This is a genomic window from Methylobacterium sp. XJLW (genome assembly GCF_003254375.1).
Taxonomy (GTDB): Bacteria; Pseudomonadota; Alphaproteobacteria; order Rhizobiales; family Beijerinckiaceae; genus Methylobacterium; species Methylobacterium fujisawaense.
Genome location: NZ_CP016429.1, coordinates 3,910,184 through 3,927,166 on the forward strand (window position 1 = coordinate 3,910,184; position 16,983 = coordinate 3,927,166).

Annotated in this window: 15 protein-coding genes; 8 read left to right on the top strand and 7 right to left on the bottom strand. The window is 68.0% G+C overall.

The window, feature by feature from the left end; genetic code table 11:
• Positions 1 to 24: 24 nt before the first annotated feature.
• The 4 genes from A3862_RS18110 (at position 25) to recJ (ending at position 5,074) form a co-directional block, all read left to right on the top strand.
• Positions 25 to 1,242, top strand: a complete 1,218-nt coding sequence (locus A3862_RS18110; RefSeq protein WP_043357735.1) for a Re/Si-specific NAD(P)(+) transhydrogenase subunit alpha — start codon at positions 25 to 27, stop codon at positions 1,240 to 1,242.
• A gap of 24 nt (positions 1,243 to 1,266) precedes the next feature.
• Positions 1,267 to 1,722, top strand: a complete 456-nt coding sequence (locus A3862_RS18115; RefSeq protein ID WP_043379880.1) for a proton-translocating transhydrogenase family protein — start codon at positions 1,267 to 1,269, stop codon at positions 1,720 to 1,722.
• 4 nt (positions 1,723 to 1,726) lie between these two features.
• A complete protein-coding gene (locus A3862_RS18120) occupies positions 1,727 to 3,124 on the top strand; it encodes an NAD(P)(+) transhydrogenase (Re/Si-specific) subunit beta (protein ID WP_043357739.1) in 1,398 nt (465 codons plus the stop codon).
• 132 nt (positions 3,125 to 3,256) lie between these two features.
• Positions 3,257 to 5,074 (top strand): single-stranded-DNA-specific exonuclease RecJ, encoded by a 1,818-nt coding sequence (gene recJ / locus A3862_RS18125; protein ID WP_083683471.1) that lies wholly within the window; start codon positions 3,257 to 3,259, stop codon positions 5,072 to 5,074.
• Positions 5,075 to 5,085: 11 nt separating this feature from the next.
• On the opposite strand, the gene A3862_RS18130 is transcribed toward recJ, so the two are convergent.
• The 4 genes from A3862_RS18130 to A3862_RS18140 all read right to left on the bottom strand — a co-directional run bounded on the left by A3862_RS18130 (position 5,086) and on the right by A3862_RS18140 (position 8,150).
• A complete protein-coding gene (locus A3862_RS18130; RefSeq protein ID WP_210274774.1) occupies positions 5,086 to 5,541 on the bottom strand; it encodes a CAP domain-containing protein in 456 nt (151 codons plus the stop codon).
• 166 nt (positions 5,542 to 5,707) lie between these two features.
• Complete coding sequence (locus tag A3862_RS18135; RefSeq protein ID WP_043757952.1) at positions 5,708 to 6,781, bottom strand: HD-GYP domain-containing protein; 1,074 nt, start codon at positions 6,779 to 6,781, stop codon at positions 5,708 to 5,710.
• Between the two features lie 109 nt (positions 6,782 to 6,890).
• Positions 6,891 to 7,043, bottom strand: coding sequence for a hypothetical protein (locus tag A3862_RS31570; RefSeq protein ID WP_164706380.1), 153 nt, complete (start codon positions 7,041 to 7,043; stop codon positions 6,891 to 6,893).
• A 414-nt stretch (positions 7,044 to 7,457) separates the two neighbouring features.
• Positions 7,458 to 8,150 carry a GntR family transcriptional regulator gene (locus A3862_RS18140; RefSeq protein ID WP_043357745.1) on the bottom strand — a complete coding sequence of 231 codons (693 nt, stop codon included), beginning with the start codon at positions 8,148 to 8,150 and terminating at the stop codon, positions 7,458 to 7,460.
• Between the two features lie 480 nt (positions 8,151 to 8,630).
• Here A3862_RS18140 and oxlT point away from each other — a divergent pair, with 480 nt between their 5' ends.
• Positions 8,631 to 9,908: an oxalate/formate MFS antiporter gene (gene oxlT / locus A3862_RS18145; protein ID WP_043380816.1), complete on the top strand. Its 1,278-nt coding sequence runs from the start codon at positions 8,631 to 8,633 to the stop codon at positions 9,906 to 9,908.
• A 100-nt stretch (positions 9,909 to 10,008) separates the two neighbouring features.
• The gene (locus A3862_RS18150) at positions 10,009 to 10,680 is read left to right on the top strand and encodes a class II aldolase/adducin family protein (protein ID WP_043757949.1); all 672 of its coding nucleotides are present in this window, start codon (positions 10,009 to 10,011) and stop codon (positions 10,678 to 10,680) included.
• 75 nt (positions 10,681 to 10,755) lie between these two features.
• On the opposite strand, the gene A3862_RS18155 is transcribed toward A3862_RS18150, so the two are convergent.
• Entirely contained in the window at positions 10,756 to 11,688 is a 933-nt protein-coding gene (locus tag A3862_RS18155) for a methionyl-tRNA formyltransferase (protein WP_043757947.1), read from the bottom strand.
• 182 nt (positions 11,689 to 11,870) lie between these two features.
• Positions 11,871 to 13,148, bottom strand: coding sequence for a formyl-CoA transferase (gene frc / locus A3862_RS18160; protein WP_043351422.1), 1,278 nt, complete (start codon positions 13,146 to 13,148; stop codon positions 11,871 to 11,873).
• A 447-nt stretch (positions 13,149 to 13,595) separates the two neighbouring features.
• Here frc and A3862_RS18165 point away from each other — a divergent pair, with 447 nt between their 5' ends.
• A complete protein-coding gene (locus tag A3862_RS18165) occupies positions 13,596 to 13,874 on the top strand; it encodes a hypothetical protein (RefSeq protein ID WP_043380811.1) in 279 nt (92 codons plus the stop codon).
• 5 nt (positions 13,875 to 13,879) lie between these two features.
• Here the strand turns inward: A3862_RS18165 and A3862_RS18170 are convergent, their stop codons facing one another.
• On the bottom strand, positions 13,880 to 14,638 hold the full coding sequence (locus tag A3862_RS18170; protein ID WP_236961373.1) for a hypothetical protein: 759 nt from the start codon (positions 14,636 to 14,638) through the stop codon (positions 13,880 to 13,882).
• 430 nt (positions 14,639 to 15,068) lie between these two features.
• On the opposite strand from A3862_RS18170, the gene A3862_RS18175 reads away from it, so the two are divergent.
• Complete coding sequence (locus tag A3862_RS18175; RefSeq protein WP_043757941.1) at positions 15,069 to 16,955, top strand: MHYT domain-containing protein; 1,887 nt, start codon at positions 15,069 to 15,071, stop codon at positions 16,953 to 16,955.
• The last annotated feature ends 28 nt before the right edge of the window (positions 16,956 to 16,983 follow it).

Consider the following 16,983-nt stretch of genomic DNA (forward strand, 5'->3'; position numbering starts at 1 on the left):
GAGCTTTTCCAGGGGAACCCTCGCATGCGCATTGCTGTGCTGTCCGAGACGGACTCCGCGGAGCCGCGCGTCGCCGCGGTTCCTGAGACCGTCAAGAAGTTCATTTCGCTCGGTGCCGATGTCGTGGTGCAGTCCGGTGCGGGCAAGAGAGCCGGCATCCTCGACAGCGAGTACGAGGCGGCCGGCGCCAGCATCGCTGGCAGCGCGGCCGACGCCGCCGGTGACGCCGATCTCGTGCTCAAGGTCCGCCGACCGAGCGCCGAAGAGCTGCCGCAGCTGAAGCGCGGCGCCACCGTGATCGCGATCATGGACCCCTACGGAAACGAGGCGGCCCTGAAGGCGATGGCCGAGGCCGGCGTCGACGGTTTCGCCATGGAGCTGATGCCCCGAATCACCCGGGCCCAGGTGATGGACGTGCTGTCCTCGCAGGCGAACCTCGCCGGCTACCGCGCGGTCGTCGACGGTGCCGCCGAGTACGGGCGGGCGATGCCCATGATGATGACCGCCGCCGGCACGGTACCGGCCGCCCGCGTCTTCGTGATGGGCGTCGGCGTGGCCGGTCTCCAGGCCATCGCGACCGCCCGCCGCCTCGGCGCGGTGGTCACGGCCACCGACGTCCGGCCCGCCACCAAGGAACAGGTCGAATCACTCGGCGCCAAGTTCGTGGCCGTCGAGGACGACGAGTTCAAGCAGGCCGAGACCGCGGGCGGCTACGCCAAGGAGATGTCGGCCGAATACCAGAAGAAGCAGGCGGAGCTGGTCAAGGGCCACATCGCCAAGCAGGACATCGTCATCACCACGGCGCTGATCCCCGGACGCCCGGCTCCCAAGCTGGTGTCCGAGGAGATGGTGGCCTCGATGAAGCCGGGTTCGGTCCTGGTGGATCTCGCGGTGGAGCGTGGCGGCAACGTCGCCGGCGCCAAGGCCGGTGAGGTCGTCACCAACGACCGCGGTGTGAAGATCGTCGGCCACGTCAACGTTCCGGGGCGCCTCGCCGCGACAGCCTCGAGCCTCTATGCGCGCAATCTCTACGCCTTCGTCGAGACCCTGATCGACAAGGACTCGAAAGCGCTCGCCATCAACTGGGACGACGAGCTGGTGAAGGCCACGAACCTCACCCGCGGCGGTTCGGTCGTCCACGCATCCTTCCAGCCCAAGACCGAGGGAGCGACCTCGGAAGCCGCGTCCGTGGGGCTCGCCAAGCCGGAGACCGGCACGGCCGCTCCGGCCGGCGCACAGTGAAGCCCGGCCGAGAGGAGTAGCAGAATGGCAACCGTCATCGTCCCTCCCGATCAGGCAGCCGATCAGGCCCGCGTGCTGGCCGACGCCGCGCGCGCGGCGGCCGCGGTGGCCCGCAACGCCGCCGACCAGGCACAGGCCATCGCCGACGGCATGGGCCACGGGCTCAGTGCCGCGACCGGCGGCGCCGTGGATCCCACGGTGTTCCGGCTCGCGATCTTCGTGCTGGCGATCTTCGTCGGCTACTACGTGGTCTGGTCGGTGACGCCGGCGCTCCACACGCCGCTCATGTCGGTCACCAACGCGATCTCGTCGGTGATCATCGTCGGCGCGATCCTGGCGGTCGGCGTTCCCCTGATCGAGAAGGGCACCGGACTGGCCCGGTTCTTCGGCTTCATCGGCATCGTGCTCGCCAGCGTGAACATCTTCGGGGGCTTCCTCGTCACGCAGCGCATGCTCGGCATGTACAAGAAGAAGGGCTGAGCCGGTGTCTGAGAACGTCTCCTCCCTCCTCTATATCGTCGCCGGCGTCCTGTTCATCATGGCGCTGCGGGGGCTCTCGCACCCTACCACCTCCCGGCAGGGCAACCTGTACGGCATGGTCGGCATGGGTCTCGCGATCCTCACCACGCTGGTCGGCCACCCGCCGGCCGGGTTCGGCGCCTGGATCCTCGTGCTCCTCGGCCTCGGCATCGGCGGCGGCGCCGGCGCGGTGATCGCCAAGCGCGTGCCGATGACCGCGATGCCGCAGCTTGTGGCCGCCTTCCACTCGCTGGTCGGTCTCGCCGCGGTCTTCGTGGCGGCCGGCGCGCTCTACGCGCCGCAGGCCTTCGGCATCATCGAGAACGGCCACTTCCACAAGCAGTCGCTGTTCGAGATGGGCCTGGGCGTCGCCATCGGTGCCATCACGTTCACCGGCTCGGTGATCGCCTTCGCCAAGCTCGACGGACGCATGTCCGGCAAGCCGATCATGCTGCCCCAGCGCCACCTCATCAACGCGCTGCTGGCCGCCGGCCTCGTCCTGCTCATCGCCCTGTTCATCGGCACCGAGTCCAAGGCGATCTTCTGGCTGATCGTCATCGCCGCGCTGGTCCTCGGCGGCCTGATCATCATCCCGATCGGCGGCGCCGACATGCCGGTGGTCGTGTCGATGCTGAACTCCTACTCGGGCTGGGCGGCAGCCGGCATCGGCTTCACCCTGGGCAACCTCGCGCTGATCATCACCGGCTCGCTGGTGGGCTCCTCGGGTGCGATCCTGTCCTACATCATGTGCCATGCGATGAACCGGTCGTTCATCTCGGTCATCCTGGGCGGCTTCGGCGGCGACACCGCGGCGGCCGGCACGGGCCAGGTCGAGACGCGCCCCGTGAAGCAGGGCTCCGCCGACGACGCCGCCTACATCATGAAGAATGCCGAGCGGGTCATCATCGTCCCGGGCTACGGCATGGCGGTCGCCCAGGCGCAGCACTCGCTCCGCGAGATGGCCGACATGCTCAAGAAGGAGGGCGTCGACGTGAAGTACGCCATCCATCCGGTGGCGGGGCGCATGCCGGGCCACATGAACGTGCTGCTCGCCGAGGCGAACGTGCCCTACGACGAGGTGTTCGAGCTGGAGGACATCAACGGCGAGTTCCCGCAGGCGGACGTCGCCTTCGTGATCGGCGCCAACGACGTCACCAATCCGGCGGCCAAGACCGATAAGGCTTCGCCGATCTACGGAATGCCGATCCTCGATGTGGAGAAGGCCAAGACCGTGCTGTTCATCAAGCGCGGCATGGGCTCCGGCTATGCGGGCGTCGAGAACGAGGTGTTCTTCCGGGACAACACCATGATGCTGTTCGGCGATGCCAAGAAGGTCGTCGACAGCATCCTGAAGTCGCTCTGAGGCCCGGGTCTCGGGCGGATTTCCGGGGCGGGCAGCGATGCCCGCCCTTTTTCGTTGCGGCAGCGCGCGTTCGCCGACGCTGTTGCGGCGGTGCGCAAGATTCCGCGGCCCACCCGGTGTAGGGTGGCATCCGTGTCATCCGCCCCGCTCTCCGTCGATCCGCCGCCCTTCCTGGGGGTCGCCGCCTCCATCACCGGCCGGCGCTGGCAGGAGCGCTGTGGCGGCGCGGCGGTCCAGAATCACATCGCCAAGATGGTTCAGGCCCACGGCCTGCCGGAATTGCTCGCCCGTGTGCTGGCAGGGCGCGGGATCGGTCCGGAGGCCGCGCCGCGCCACCTTGCGCCGCGTCTGCGCGACCTGATGCCGGACCCGAATACGCTGCTCGATATGGACGCCGCCGTCCGCCGCCTGGTCCGGGCCGTGCGCCGCGGCGAGACCGTGGCGGTCTTCGGCGACTACGACGTGGACGGCGCTGCGAGCGCGGCCCTGCTCGCCGGCTACCTGCGCGGTGTGGGCCTGAGGGCTCCGATCCACATCCCCGATCGGATCACCGAGGGCTACGGCCCCAACATCGCTGCGATCACCGCATTGGCGGCGGACGGCGCGACGCTTCTGGTCTGCGTCGATTGCGGCACGAGCGGCCACGCGCCTCTGGAAGAAGCCGAGAAATCGGGCCTCGACGTGATCGTCCTCGACCATCATGCGGCCTCCGAGGTGCTGCCGCCGGCCCGCGCCGTGGTCAATCCCAACCGCCTCGACGACCTGTCGGGCCTCGGCCATCTCTGTGCCGCCGGGATCGTGTTCCTCACCCTGGTGGCACTGAACCGTGCCCTGCGGCTGGAGGGCTTCTTCGGGCCGGACCGCCCCGAACCGCAGCTCACCGACGCCCTCGACCTCGTAGCGCTGGCGACCGTGGCCGACGTCGTGCCCCTCACCGGTCTCAACCGGGCCTTCGTGACGCAGGGCCTGACGGTGATGCGCCATCGCGGCCGCATCGGCCTGGCGGCCCTGCTGGACGCGGCCTCGCTGAGCGAACCGCCGGAATCGTGGCATCTCGGCTTCGTCCTCGGGCCGCGCATCAATGCCGGTGGCCGCATCGGCGATTCGGCCCTCGGTGCCCGGCTTCTGACGACGGCGGACCCGAACGAAGCGGCCCGGATCGCCGCCGACCTCGATCGCCTCAATCGCGAGCGTCAGGCGATCGAGGCGCAGGCCGTCTCCGAGGCCGAGGCCGAGATGGACCGTGCCCTGACGCTCGACCCGACCCGCACCGTGCTGGTCACGGCCAGTCCTGAGTGGCATCCCGGCATCGTCGGACTCATCGCGTCGCGCCTGAAGGAACGGTTCAACCGCCCGGCCTTCGCCTTCGCGATCCGACCCGACGGCAGCGCCACCGGCTCGGGTCGCTCGATCCCGGGGTCAGATCTCGGGCTTGCGGTGCGCGCCTGCGTCGAGGCCGGGATCGCCCTCAAGGGGGGCGGACACGCCATGGCGGCCGGCGTCACCGTACGGACCGACGACATCCCCCGCTTCGAGGCGCATCTCGTCATGCTGCTGGGGGCGAGCGTGACCGTGGCGCGGGCGGCCGACGCCCTGCTGATCGACGGCGGACTCAGCGCCGGGGGCGCTACCGCGGAAACGGTCCGGCTGCTCCAGCAGGCCGGACCGTTCGGACAGGGCGCGCCGGAGCCGATCTTCGCCCTCGGGCGCCATCGCCTGGTCGATGCCGGCGTGGTCGGGTCGAGCCATGTCAGGGCTCGCCTGCGCAGCCGCGACGGACAGGCGGTGGGCGCCATCTGCTTCCGTGCCGCCGAGCGCCCCCTCGGCCTCGCGCTGCTGAACGGGATCGGTCGGGAACTGCACGTGGCCGGAACGCTGTCCTGCGACCGCTGGCGCGGGGCCGAGCGGGCCCAGCTCCGGATCGTCGATCTGGCGCCGGTGGACCCCTGAGAGCCGCTGCGTCAGGTTCCTGCCATGACAAGGGCCCAGAACCGCTTGTAGCGCGTGGTCGGCGCATCCACGCGGGCGATCCCGATCCTGCGGATCTGCGGCAGCAGCATATTCTTGTTGTGCTCGGGGCTCGCCTTCCAGCGGGCGAGCACCTGCTCGAGGGTCTCGGAGCCGGCACTGAGATTCTCCGCCGCCCAGGCTTTCGCCAGACCGACGGAGGCCATGCGCGACGTGAAGCTGCCGCCGATCTCGTGGCTGAGCTGGCCGTGGCGCGCGTTGTTGCCGGCCTGGAAGGCCGCCGCCTTCACGAGAACCGGATCGACCACGACGGGGCTCAGGCCGTTCTGAACCCGGTAGGCCGAAATCGCGGCCGCGGCCGCGACCTCGTCGAGCACGGCTGTGTGCGTCGCATTCTCAACGGACGCATCCGGCATGACGGAGACGCCGCCGCATGCGGTGAGGCTCATCAGAAGGGCGGCGGCGAGGGCGAACTTGAATTTCGGCACGGTCCGGACGGCGATCGGTGACAGACACCCGCCTCCCTCCAGGGCGGTTGCGGCGAAAGCGCGGCACGCGGCGCGCCCGCACGATGCCGCACTCGCGCGTGGCACGCGCGCCACGCACCCGGCGTGATCACGCCGCCAGGGACATGCCGGCCAGCATCGAGGGTGCGAAGGCGCGGAGGAGATCCAGGTCCAGATGACCGGTGCCGCCGACCATCGTCGCCAGGGCGTCGGCGGGGGTCGCCGATTGCCGATACGTGCGCCGCTCGGTCAGGGCCGAGAACACGTCGCAGATCGTCACGATGCGCACGAGGTCCGAGATGGCCGAGCCGGCCAGGCCGTCGGGGTAACCTTTGCCGTCCAGGCGCTCGTGGTGATGCCGGACCACATCGATGATTGCCGCCTCGAACTCACCCTGAGCGACCAGAAGGTCGGCGCCGATATCGGGATGGCGCTGCATGAGCCGCATCTCCTCAGGATTGAGCGGCCCCGGCTTGTTGAGGATCTCGACCGGAATGCGCGACTTGCCGATGTCGTGCAGCAGCGCAGATCGAACCAGTCGCGCGAGGTCGGTCCGATTGAGGCCGATCTGAGCGCCGAAGGTCGCGGCGTGTCCGGCGACGCCGAGCGTGTGCTGATAGACGCCGATCTCGTGGCGCCAGACTTCGGCGAGCCACGTCCCGATGCCGACCTCGGAAACGGCAGCGAGGACCAGCTCGGTTCCCCGGTCCACGTCGGCACGCCGGAGTCGGGCGCCGAGGGCGGCGCTGTCGAACAGATCCGCGACGATTGCGGTGGCACCCGTGACGCGCTCCGCGAGCTGTCGCCGACGCGCCTCGGCCGAGCGCGTCGCCTCCTCGATCATGGCGAAGACATTCGCCAGGACGATCTGGCGCGGTGCCGCGGCGGGGAGCTGGCGGAGGTTGGACGCCCCCGCCATGGGCTCGCCGCGTACGAGAACCAGGAGCGGGAGTGACGGCGTGTACCGGTCGAGAGTGGTCCGCAACGATGCAGCTTGGACCGGTGGAAGATCCAGAACCACGAGGTGGGGCCGCTCGGCCGGGATCGGCGCGCCCGGCGAGAGCGCCCGGCAATCCATCACCAGCGCGATCGCGCGCTCAAGGGCTCTCTGCTCGGATGGGCGATCCGAAATCAGAAGGACGTAGGGGCCGTCCGAGAATCGCGATGCGGCGCCGAGGGCCAACGCGGTCGCTCCTCGCCCGCAGGGTCAACGATCCATTTACCCTACGCGCAAGTTTTGAGGAAAGCGTTAACCGTGCTCGGCGCCCTCACTGAAACATCGACGGATCCCGTCAGGCCAGCTTGGCGGAGGCGACGTCGCCGGTCGGTGCGACGGTCGAACGACCGGACGTGCCCTCGGAGCTCAGAAAGTCGGCGAACTTCACGGTCAGCAGCGCCTGGCAAACGGCGAAAGCGACAAAGATGGCGAGGAAGCTGGCGATCATCGGACTCTCCAGGGCGGCCGGGCACCGCGATATGTTGCGGTGCGAGAGATGTCATGCCGCCCCGCAAACTGGTATGCCAGATAACGAATACCGTTCATGCGGCCTATGCATGGAAGGCGGAGATGCGACCGCATTCCGCACAGAAGCCGCACATCGCATGCGCCACGCTCGCAGTTGAGAGTGGCGCACAGAGACTTCGCGCCTTTCAAAATTTTTGCAGTGCGGCAACGCTTGCGCGCGATTTAATTTGTACCAAGCACTCGGTCGGGGTTCAGACCACCGGGTCGGTCGGTGCTGTCGCAGCCGAAGCGCACGACCGTGCGGCCCTCGCCGACGATTCCCGATGCGGTCGGCAAAGTGGTCGGCGAGGCTTTGTCGGTCGAAACGGACCCTGTGGGACGGTCTCGACGCCGATCAGTCCAGGTAGTCGCCGTAGGTGTCGACGTGCTGAGCCAGCCCGAGGCCATGCTCGCGCACGAGACGCTCGGCCAGGTCGGCATCTCGCGCTTCCAGAGCCGAGATGATGGCGACGTGCTCCCGGATCGAACGCTCGGCCCGGTCGCCCTGCCGGAGCGCCGTGCTGCGGATGCCCCGCACATGCATCAGAAGATTACTGGTCAGATCGGCAATCGCATCGCAGTGTCCCAGAGCGATGATGCGTTGATGGAAGCGGATGTTCGCGTCCGAGTACTCATCGATGTGCTCTGAGGGCTGTCCTTCGAAGAATTCCGGGAAGGACTCCCGCAGGGCGCGAAGCTGGGCATCGGTGGCGCGGGTGCAGGCGAGGCGAGCCGCCATGCTTTCCAGCGCCGTCCAGGCGTGGATCATGCTGACGATCTCGCGCTTGTTCTTCTTGATCACGAAGACACCGCGCCGCGCTTCGGACCGGACGAAGCCTTCCTGCTCCAGAACCGTCAGCGCCTCGCGCACGGGCGTCCGGCTGACGCCGAGATCCTGCGACAGCTTCCGCTCGTCGAGGCGGACCTCGTCCGGACGTCCGTAGATGTCCATGTTGGTGATGGCTGTCTTGAGCGCCTCGTAGGCCAAGGTCCGGAGACTGGAGCTGGCGACGATGGGCTTCACGCTCAGCGGTTCGGAATTCGACATCCCTCGTCCAGTCAGCTCACACGTATGATGTCTCGCACGCATTCTCTGTCGTGCGCTCCCAAGCGGACTAACCCAAACCTTGGCCAGATCCTAGTCAATTGCGGGGCGGCCCCACAGACCTGTGACCTTTGCCGACTTTTCGCCTCGCGGAAGTTGTGCAGGCGCGGCTCCCCATCCGCCATTTTGGCCGCACGTTCGGCCGATCGGTTTTAATCCCGGCGCCAAAACGTGTATTTTTATGCCGGTTCGATTGACAGCCTGGAGGGATACCAGCACCATCTTGCTGGCATACCGTCGACCATCAGTCCCGCGCTGCTGAGTCCAATGCGGATGCTGGAGTACTTGAGACTTTATTTGCCTGCGGGCCAAGAATTTTTCGAAGAATCCCGGTCATCTTGTTCTGCCAAGCTGGGCCGCGGCAGGGCATACAGCCGGTCTGAGCACAGACCCCAACAATAATACTGCCAAGGAGGGATGGGTATGTCCGAGATCGTCAAACCGGCGGGGCGTGGCCGATGGCTGCAACTCGCCTTCGGCGTGGTCTGCATGTGCATGATCGCCAACATGCAGTACGGTTGGACCTTCTTCGTGAACCCGATGCAGGAGCGGCACGGCTGGGATCGCGCGGCGATCCAGGTGGCGTTCACGCTGTTCGTCGTCACCGAGACGTGGCTGGTCCCGATCGAGGGCTGGTTTGTCGACAAGTATGGCCCGCGGATCGTCACGCTGTTCGGCGGCCTGCTCTGCGGCATCGCCTGGGTGATCAACTCCTACGCCGACTCGCTCACCGTCCTGTACATCGCGGCCGCGATCGGCGGCACCGGCGCCGGTGCGGTCTACGGAACCTGCGTCGGCAATTCGCTGAAGTGGTTTCCCGACCGACGCGGCCTCGCCGCGGGCATCACCGCGATGGGCTTCGGCGCGGGCTCGGCCCTGACCGTCGTGCCGATCCAGGCCATGATCAAGTCGCAGGGCTACGAGGCGGCGTTCTTCTACTTCGGTATCGGGCAGGGCGTCATCGTGATGCTCATCGCCCTGTTCCTGCGGTCGCCCGCGAAGGGGCAGGTTCCGGAGATCGCCCGGGTCAGCCAGTCGAAGCGCGACTACAAGCCCTCCGAGATGGTCCGCACGCCGATCTTCTGGGTCATGTACGCGATGTTCGTCATGATGGCGGCCGGCGGCCTGATGGCGACCGCGCAGCTCGGCCCGATCGCCAAGGACTTCAAGATCGCCGACGTTCCGGTCTCGCTGCTCGGGATCACGCTGCCGGCGCTGACCTTCGCGGCCACGCTCGACCGGGTGCTCAACGGCGTGACGCGTCCGTTCTTCGGCTGGGTCTCCGACCATATCGGCCGCGAGAACACGATGTTCCTGTCCTTCGCGATCGAAGGCCTGGGCATCTACGCGCTCAGCCAGTTCGGCCAGAACCCGATCGCCTTCGTGCTTCTGACCGGTCTCGTGTTCTTTGCCTGGGGTGAGATCTACTCCCTGTTCCCGGCGACCTGCGGAGACACGTTCGGCTCGAAATACGCCGCCACCAATGCCGGTCTGCTCTATACGGCCAAGGGCACGGCGGCGCTGATCGTCCCCTATACCAGCGTGCTCACGACCATGACCGGGAGCTGGCACGCGGTGTTCCTGGCGGCAGCGGCCCTCAACATCGTCGCGGCTCTGCTGGCGCTCTTCGTCCTGAAGCCGATGCGGGCCGCCTATACCAAGAAGCGCGAAGCGAGCCTCGCGCCGGTCCTGGCCCAGTAGCGCGGTCCAGGCGACACGAACCGACGAGAATGAGCCCGGCGCCGTCTTTACGGCGCCGGGCTTCCTGCATACCGGGGACCGGGCTTTCCGGAGATCGGGCATGGACAGGGACGAGCGGATCGCGCGGGAGAGCGTCGTGGCGGCGGCACGGGCGCTCGACGCCCAGGGGCTGAACCGCGGGACGTCGGGGAACGTCTCGGTGCGGTTCCGCGATGGGCTCCTGATCACACCCTCCGGCATGCCCACCGACAGGACGGGACCGGACGATGTGGTCCCGATGGCATTCGACGGCACCCACCCGCCGGATCAGAAGCCCTCTTCGGAATGGCGCTTCCATCGGGACATCCTGGTGTCCCGTCCGGAATTCGGTGCGGTGGTCCACGCACATCCGGTCTACTGCACCGCTTTCGCCATGTGCGGTCAGGCGATACCGGCGATCCATTACATGATCGCCGCCTTCGGAGGCCCGAGCGTGCGCTGCGCGCCGTATGCGCCCTATGGCACCGCTGAACTCTCGGACCTGGCCCTGACGGCGCTGGCCGATCGCAACGTCTGCCTCCTCGCCAACCACGGCATGATCGCGGCCGGCACCGATCTGGAGAAGGCCCTCTGGCTCGCCGTCGAGCTGGAAACCCTCTGCCAGCAATACGCCGTCGCCCGGCAGATCGGGACGCCGATCGTCCTGTCCGATGAAGAGATCGGCATCACCGTCGAGCGCTTTCGCGGCTATGGGCTGAATGCGGCGGGGAGCACAGGCTCAACGACCGCGTAGCCGAGAGGCCCCGCGGGATCGGTCGGGCGCCGCGCCGTCTAAGGTCGGATGCTCTCCGCCGCCGGCGCGGGCATCCTATCGCCCGAGCACCTGCCCGACCGCCAGCCCGACCTCCTGGGCAAATGCGGCGGCCGTGATCTTCTTGCCGCCCTCCGCCTTGACCTTGCGGATCTCGATCCGGCCGCCCTGCGCGCAGACGCTGAACCCCGCGTCGTCGATGGCGATCACCTCGCCGGGCTTACCCACGACATCGGCGAGCTTACGGACCCGATGCAGGGTGGAATCGAAGATCTGGAGCTTCTTGCCGTCGAGCGTCGTCCAGGCGCCCGGCGCCGGATTGGCCGCGCGGATCAGGTTGTAGATCTGCTCGGCATGAGCGGACCAGTGGATCTCCGCCTCCGCCCCCCGGAACCAGCCCTCGTAGCTGGCGGCGTCCTCATCCTGGTCGATCTCGACATGCTCTCCCGCAACGACGAGATCGGCCGCCTCGAGCATCGCCTCGACGCCCATCGGGAACAGGTTGTCGAAGTAGACGTCGCCCAGCGTCGCATCGGCGCCGATCGGGCAGGTCTTCTGCAGGATCACCGGCCCTTCATCGAGCCCGTCGGTGGGCCGGAAGATCGTGAGGCCGGTCTGCAGCTCGCCGCGGGCGATCGGCCAGTTGATCGAGGACGGGCCGCGATACCGCGGCAGCAGGCTCGGATGATACTGGATGGTGCCGTGCTTCGGGATGTTGACGAAGCTCTGGGGCGCGAATTGCAGCACGTAGGCCATGATGCCGATGTCGGCATCGAGCCCGCGCATCGCGGCCTCGGCCTCGGGACTCTTCAGGCTGGGGAACTGGAAGACCGTCAACCCCTTCTCGACCGCCGCGGTCTTGAGGACGTCCGGCTTGGCGCCGGGCTTCTCGGGCGCGCAGAACACCGCGGCGACCTCATCGCCTCGCTTGAGGAACGCCTCCAGGACCGCCTTGCCGAAATCCTGTTGGCCGATGAAGGCGATGCGCATGCAATCTCCTGGGCTTCGACCGGGCCCATGGCGGCCCGGGAAAGGGACGGTCGGAGCGCGGGGCGCGGCGGCGAACGGTCGTGCCCCGTTGGTCGGACGGCGTCATCCGAAGTCCGGGACGGTGCGGCCCCGGACACGACGGCGGCGAACCCAGGCCGGAGCCCGGGATCGCCGCACGCCGCTCACTCTGCGGCGATCTTCTGAACGACGCCGATCGCGCCGGACTCGGAGATTTCACCGACCTCGGCCTCGGAATAGCCCAGCACGCTGCGCAAGATCTCCTCGGTATGCTCACCGAGCAGCGGGGAGCGCTTCACGTCGCTCGGGCTCGCCGACAGCTTGATGGGATTGCCCACCGTCAGGTACTTGCCGCGCGTCGGATGGTCGACCTCCACGATCGTGCCGGTCTTCCGCAGCGACTCGTCCTCGGCGATCTCCTTCATGGACAGGATCGGGCCGCAGGGGATGTCGTACTTGTTCAGCGTGTCCATCACCTCGAACTTGGACACCTTCATCGTCCACGCCTCGATCCGCGTGAAGATCTCGTTGAGATGCGGCAGTCGGGCCTTCGGCGTGGCGTAGTTCGGGTCGGTCTTCCAGCTCGGCTCGCCGATGATGTCGCAGATCGGCTCCCACACGGCGGCCTGGGTGATCACGTAGATGTAGGCGTTCGGATCCTGCTCCCAGCCCTTGCAGCGCAGGATGCGGCCCGGCTGACCGCCGCCAGAATCGTTGCCGGCGCGCGGGGTCGCCTCGCCGAACGGGATGCCTTCACCGAACTGGCTGTATTCCTTCAGCGGCCCGTGCTCGAGCCTCTGCTGATCGCGCAGCTTCACCCGGCACAGGTTGAGCACGCCGTCCTGCATCGCGCAGTCGACCTTCTGGCCGAGGCCGCTCTGGGTCCGGTGATACAGCGCCGTGACGATGCCGAGCGCGAGGTGCAGACCCGTTCCGGAATCACCGATCTGCGCCCCCGTCACCATCGGGATACCGTCCCGGAAGCCCGTGGTCGAGGCCGAGCCGCCGGCGCATTGCGCGACGTTCTCGTAGACTTTGCAGTCCTCGTAGCGGCCGGGACCGAAGCCCTTCACGGAGGCTAGGATCATGCGCGGGTTGGCCTCGTGGATCTTCTCCCAGGTGAGGCCCATGCGGGCGAGCGCGCCGGGTGCGAAGTTCTCGACCAGGACGTCGCATTCCTTGATGAGGCGCCAGAGGACCTCCTTGCCCTTCGGATTCTTCGAATCCAGCGTGATCGAGCGCTTGTTGTGGTTCAGCATCGTGAAATAGAGGCTGTCCACGTCAGGAATGTCCTGAAGCTGCTGACGCGTGGCGTCGCCGACGCCCGGCCGTTCCACCTTGATGACGTCTGCACCGAACCAAGCCAGGAGCTGCGTGCAGGTCGGGCCGGATTGAACGTGGGTGAAGTCCAGGATGCGGACGCCTTCGAGGGCCTTGGTCATGATCGGTCTCGGAGCTGGAGTCGGATTCGGGAATGTCGGAGGGCGGCTCAGGCCGCGCGGAATGCCGGCATGCTGCCTGCACGGGTCGGTGACGGGCAACGCGCGACGCCGGGGCAGGGACCTCTCATCCTCGAACGGATCATGTCTGCTATCCCTCCCAATGCGCGGTCTCGTCGTGTCGCGACACCGTCACTCGGACCCTGGGTGACGAGTCCTCGAATTTGTATACCACATGCCATTCGCCGGATGCGAGTGCCGATTGTGGATCGGGCCTGTGGCGGCCCGTGACGAAGCGTAAGCCGGCCAGCCGCGGCGCTCAACAGACAGCTTGCAGCCTCGGACCAGGTGGGAGCGCCCCTTGGCATTCGCGGCCGGGCGGTCCATGATTTCGCCAAAATTGGCCCGCCGCCGCGGGATTAAAGTCGCAACGCTGCACGAGGAACGCCCATGCTCGCCAGCACCAGCCTGATCAAATCCTCCTGGATCGCCGTCGACGTCGCCCGAGACCGCGCCGAGCGCGTCCTCGTCGTGGAGACCTACATCGCGGTCAGTCCGCTCGAGCCGAACTACGATGCCGCGCAGTACGAGCGTGTCCTGGCCTGCGTCCAGAACGTGCTCAAGTCGCACCCGGAGATCGACCGCGCGTCGATCCTGAGCATGCACCGCGGTTCGGGATGCACGGCGCTGTTCCGAGACCAGTCCGCCAAGCAGTCCGCCGCCGCCTGAGGGTCTCAACCCTCTCCGTCTTCGGCTGGCCGGGAGAGATCCGGCGGGTCCAGGGCGACGCGCGCCGCGTGAAACCACCAGAGCGGTATGTCGCGGTTGGCCTGGGCCAGTTCCGAGGCCCAGCCTTCCTTCGGCATCACGTCGGCGCGGTCGGCGAACAGGCGCAACGCCGCCTCCGCGCGCTCCCTGCGGCACCGTTCCGCGATGGCCCGGCGCTCGGCCTCGGCGCGCGCATCCGTCTGCTCGATGAGGCGGCGGGTCGCGAGATCGTCGGCATCGAAGGCGAATTGCTGCCAGAACGCCTCCGCCTCCCGGGCAACGTCGCGCTCGCGGCGGAGCGTGGCGAGCGCTCCCTCGGCCGCCTCCCGGGCCGCTTCGGCCGTTTCAGCGCGCGCGAGAAGACGGTTGTTGGCCTCCAGAAGCTCGCGCTCCCGCTCCGGCGACATCCGCTGCCGACGCAGCACCCGCAACTCCTCCTCGTCGGCGAGGCGGCTCAGAAGCCATTCGGCGAGCGGGCCGTCGGCAAGGGCGTCGGCGGAGCGGCGATAGCGCTCGCGCAGACCCGGGTGACGGATCTCGAAATCCGCGGCCTCCCAGCCCGCGCACGCCTCGCCCGCCGGCCGGTCGTGATCGTAAAGGGTCCGCGCCAGGGCGTCGCGCAGGTCGTCCGGAAGTCGTGCCGCAGCGTGTCCGTTCATGAACCTGCATTCGCGATGAGCGATCGACGGAACTCTAGAACGCGCGCGCGCGACCGATGAGGCCATCGCGGTCTGGCGAACGCGGATTTTTCTACGCAGTCTATGGGCGCGCCGGCGGCGGCGCCCAGGATCGTTCGGGGCCCGGCCGTCGGCTTGCCCGGATGGGGCCCGCATCTGGGCTCCCCCTCCACCGCGAACCCGCGTCGGGGCGGCGGATCTTCGGCTCGGGCGGGGCCACGATGGATCGTCGCTCCTCCTGCTTGCCGCAACCTGTCGGGACAGGCCGAAGGCCGCCGCGCGGGACAATGCGCGATCGCCGCGGCGACGGGAAGGCCCGGGCTTCCGCCACGTCGCGCCAGCCGCAGCCGACCGGCAGGTCGGCCCCGCGCTCACGATCCTGGCTGCGGGAGACCACGGGGCCTTCGATTCCCGATGGCGCGCTTCAAGGGCTCAGGATACATCCCGATCTGCGCGCTCCACACGTCGATCCCAGTCGATGGTCCATACAGGCTACAATCCGGCGCTCGTCGCCCTGTCGATCGGCCTCTCCGTCTTTGCGTCCTACACAGCGCTGGATCTGGGCAGTCGCATCCGAGGGCCCGTCGCGGCGGACCCCCGCTGGCCGTGGATCACCGGCGCTGCGCTCGCCATGGGCGGCGGCATCTGGTCGATGCATTTCGTCGGCATGTTGGCCTTCGAAACCGGCATGCCCACCACCTACGACATCGGCCTGACCCTCCTCTCCCTCGCGATCGCCGTCGCGGCCACCGGCGCCGGCTTTCTGTGGGTGGAGCGGACCGGGGAGGGGCTCGGCAGCATCCTCGTGGCGGGCGTGCTGATGGGCCTGGGGGTTGCCGGCATGCACTACACCGGCATGGCGGCGCTTCGGATCCCCGGCGACCTTTCCTACAATCAGCCCATGGTCGCGCTCTCGGTGGCGATCGCCGTGACCGCGGCGACCGCGGCCTTGTGGCTCTCATTTCACCAGCACGGCGTCTGGCAGAAGCTTGTCGCGGCCTGCGTCATGGGGGTTGCCGTGGCCGGCATGCACTACACCGGCATGGCCGCCGCGACGATCACCGTCGATGAAGGCGGCACCCACGCCGCCCATGCGATGACGAGCGTACAGGGCCAGCAGAATCTCGCGCTCTACGTCGCCGGCGCGACCTTCCTCATCCTGTTCCTGGCGATCCTCGCCTCGTCCCTGGACCAGCAGCGGGTGCAACGCGAATTGCTGGCGAGCGAGGCACGGTTTCGAGCCGCGGTGCAGGCCGTGCGTGGCGTCCTGTGGACCAACGATGCCGAAGGCCGGATGCTCGGCGACCAGCCCGGCTGGAGCGCGATCACCGGCCAGACGCGGGCGGAGTACCAGGGCTACGGCTGGGCCGACGCGGTGCATCCGGACGACGTGCAGGCCTCCATCGAGAGCTGGAACGCAACCGTCCGAGCGCGACAAACCTATGTCCACGAACACCGGGTCCGGTCCCGCGACGGATCATGGCGACATTTCGCGATCCGCGCCATTCCGGTGCTCGATGCACGCGGCGCGATCCGGGAATGGGTCGGCGTCCATACGGACATCACCGAACAGAGGCAGGCCGAAGCCGACTTGCGCGAGTCCAACGAGGAGATCCAGCGCTACGCCTATATCGTGAGCCATGACCTGCGCGCGCCGCTCGTCAACGTCATGGGGTTCACCAGCGAGCTGGAGGCGACCCGGACCGAGATCCAGGCGGCCCTTCGCGGGCACCCGGAGGCGGAGCGGCTCGACGGCGATCTCGCCGAGGCGCTCGGCTTCATCAAGGCGGCGGTGAACCGGATGGAAGGGCTGATCGCCGCCATCCTGAAGCTCTCCCGAGAAGGGCGGCGGCAATTCTCCCCCGAGCGCCTCGACATGACGAATCTGCTGCGCGACGTGGCGGACGCTCAGAGGCACCAGACGGAGGCCACGGGCGCCACCGTGACGATCGCCCCCGACCTGCCGACGATCGTCGCCGATCGCGTGGCCGTCGAGCAGGTCTTCGGGAACCTGCTGGACAACGCCGTGAAGTATCTCGACCCCGGCCGGCCGGGACGCGTGACCGTGACCGCCACGGCCGTCGGAGACCGGCGGGTTTGTTTCTCCGTCGCCGATAACGGCCGGGGGATCGCCGCACGGGATCATGCCCGCGTCTTCGAACTCTTCCGACGCTCCGGCCTGCAGGATCGCCCGGGCGATGGGATAGGCCTGGCCCATGTCAAAGCCCTGGTGCGCTCGTTCGGCGGCCGGATCGAGGTCCGTTCGGAACTCGGCGTCGGCACGACGTTCGACGTGACCTTGCCCCGCGCTCCGGCTACAGCGGTCCAGATAGACCCCGAACCGGCGCCCATCGCCGCCGAATGAGCGTGGAGCCCGCCCGTGCATCCTGTCA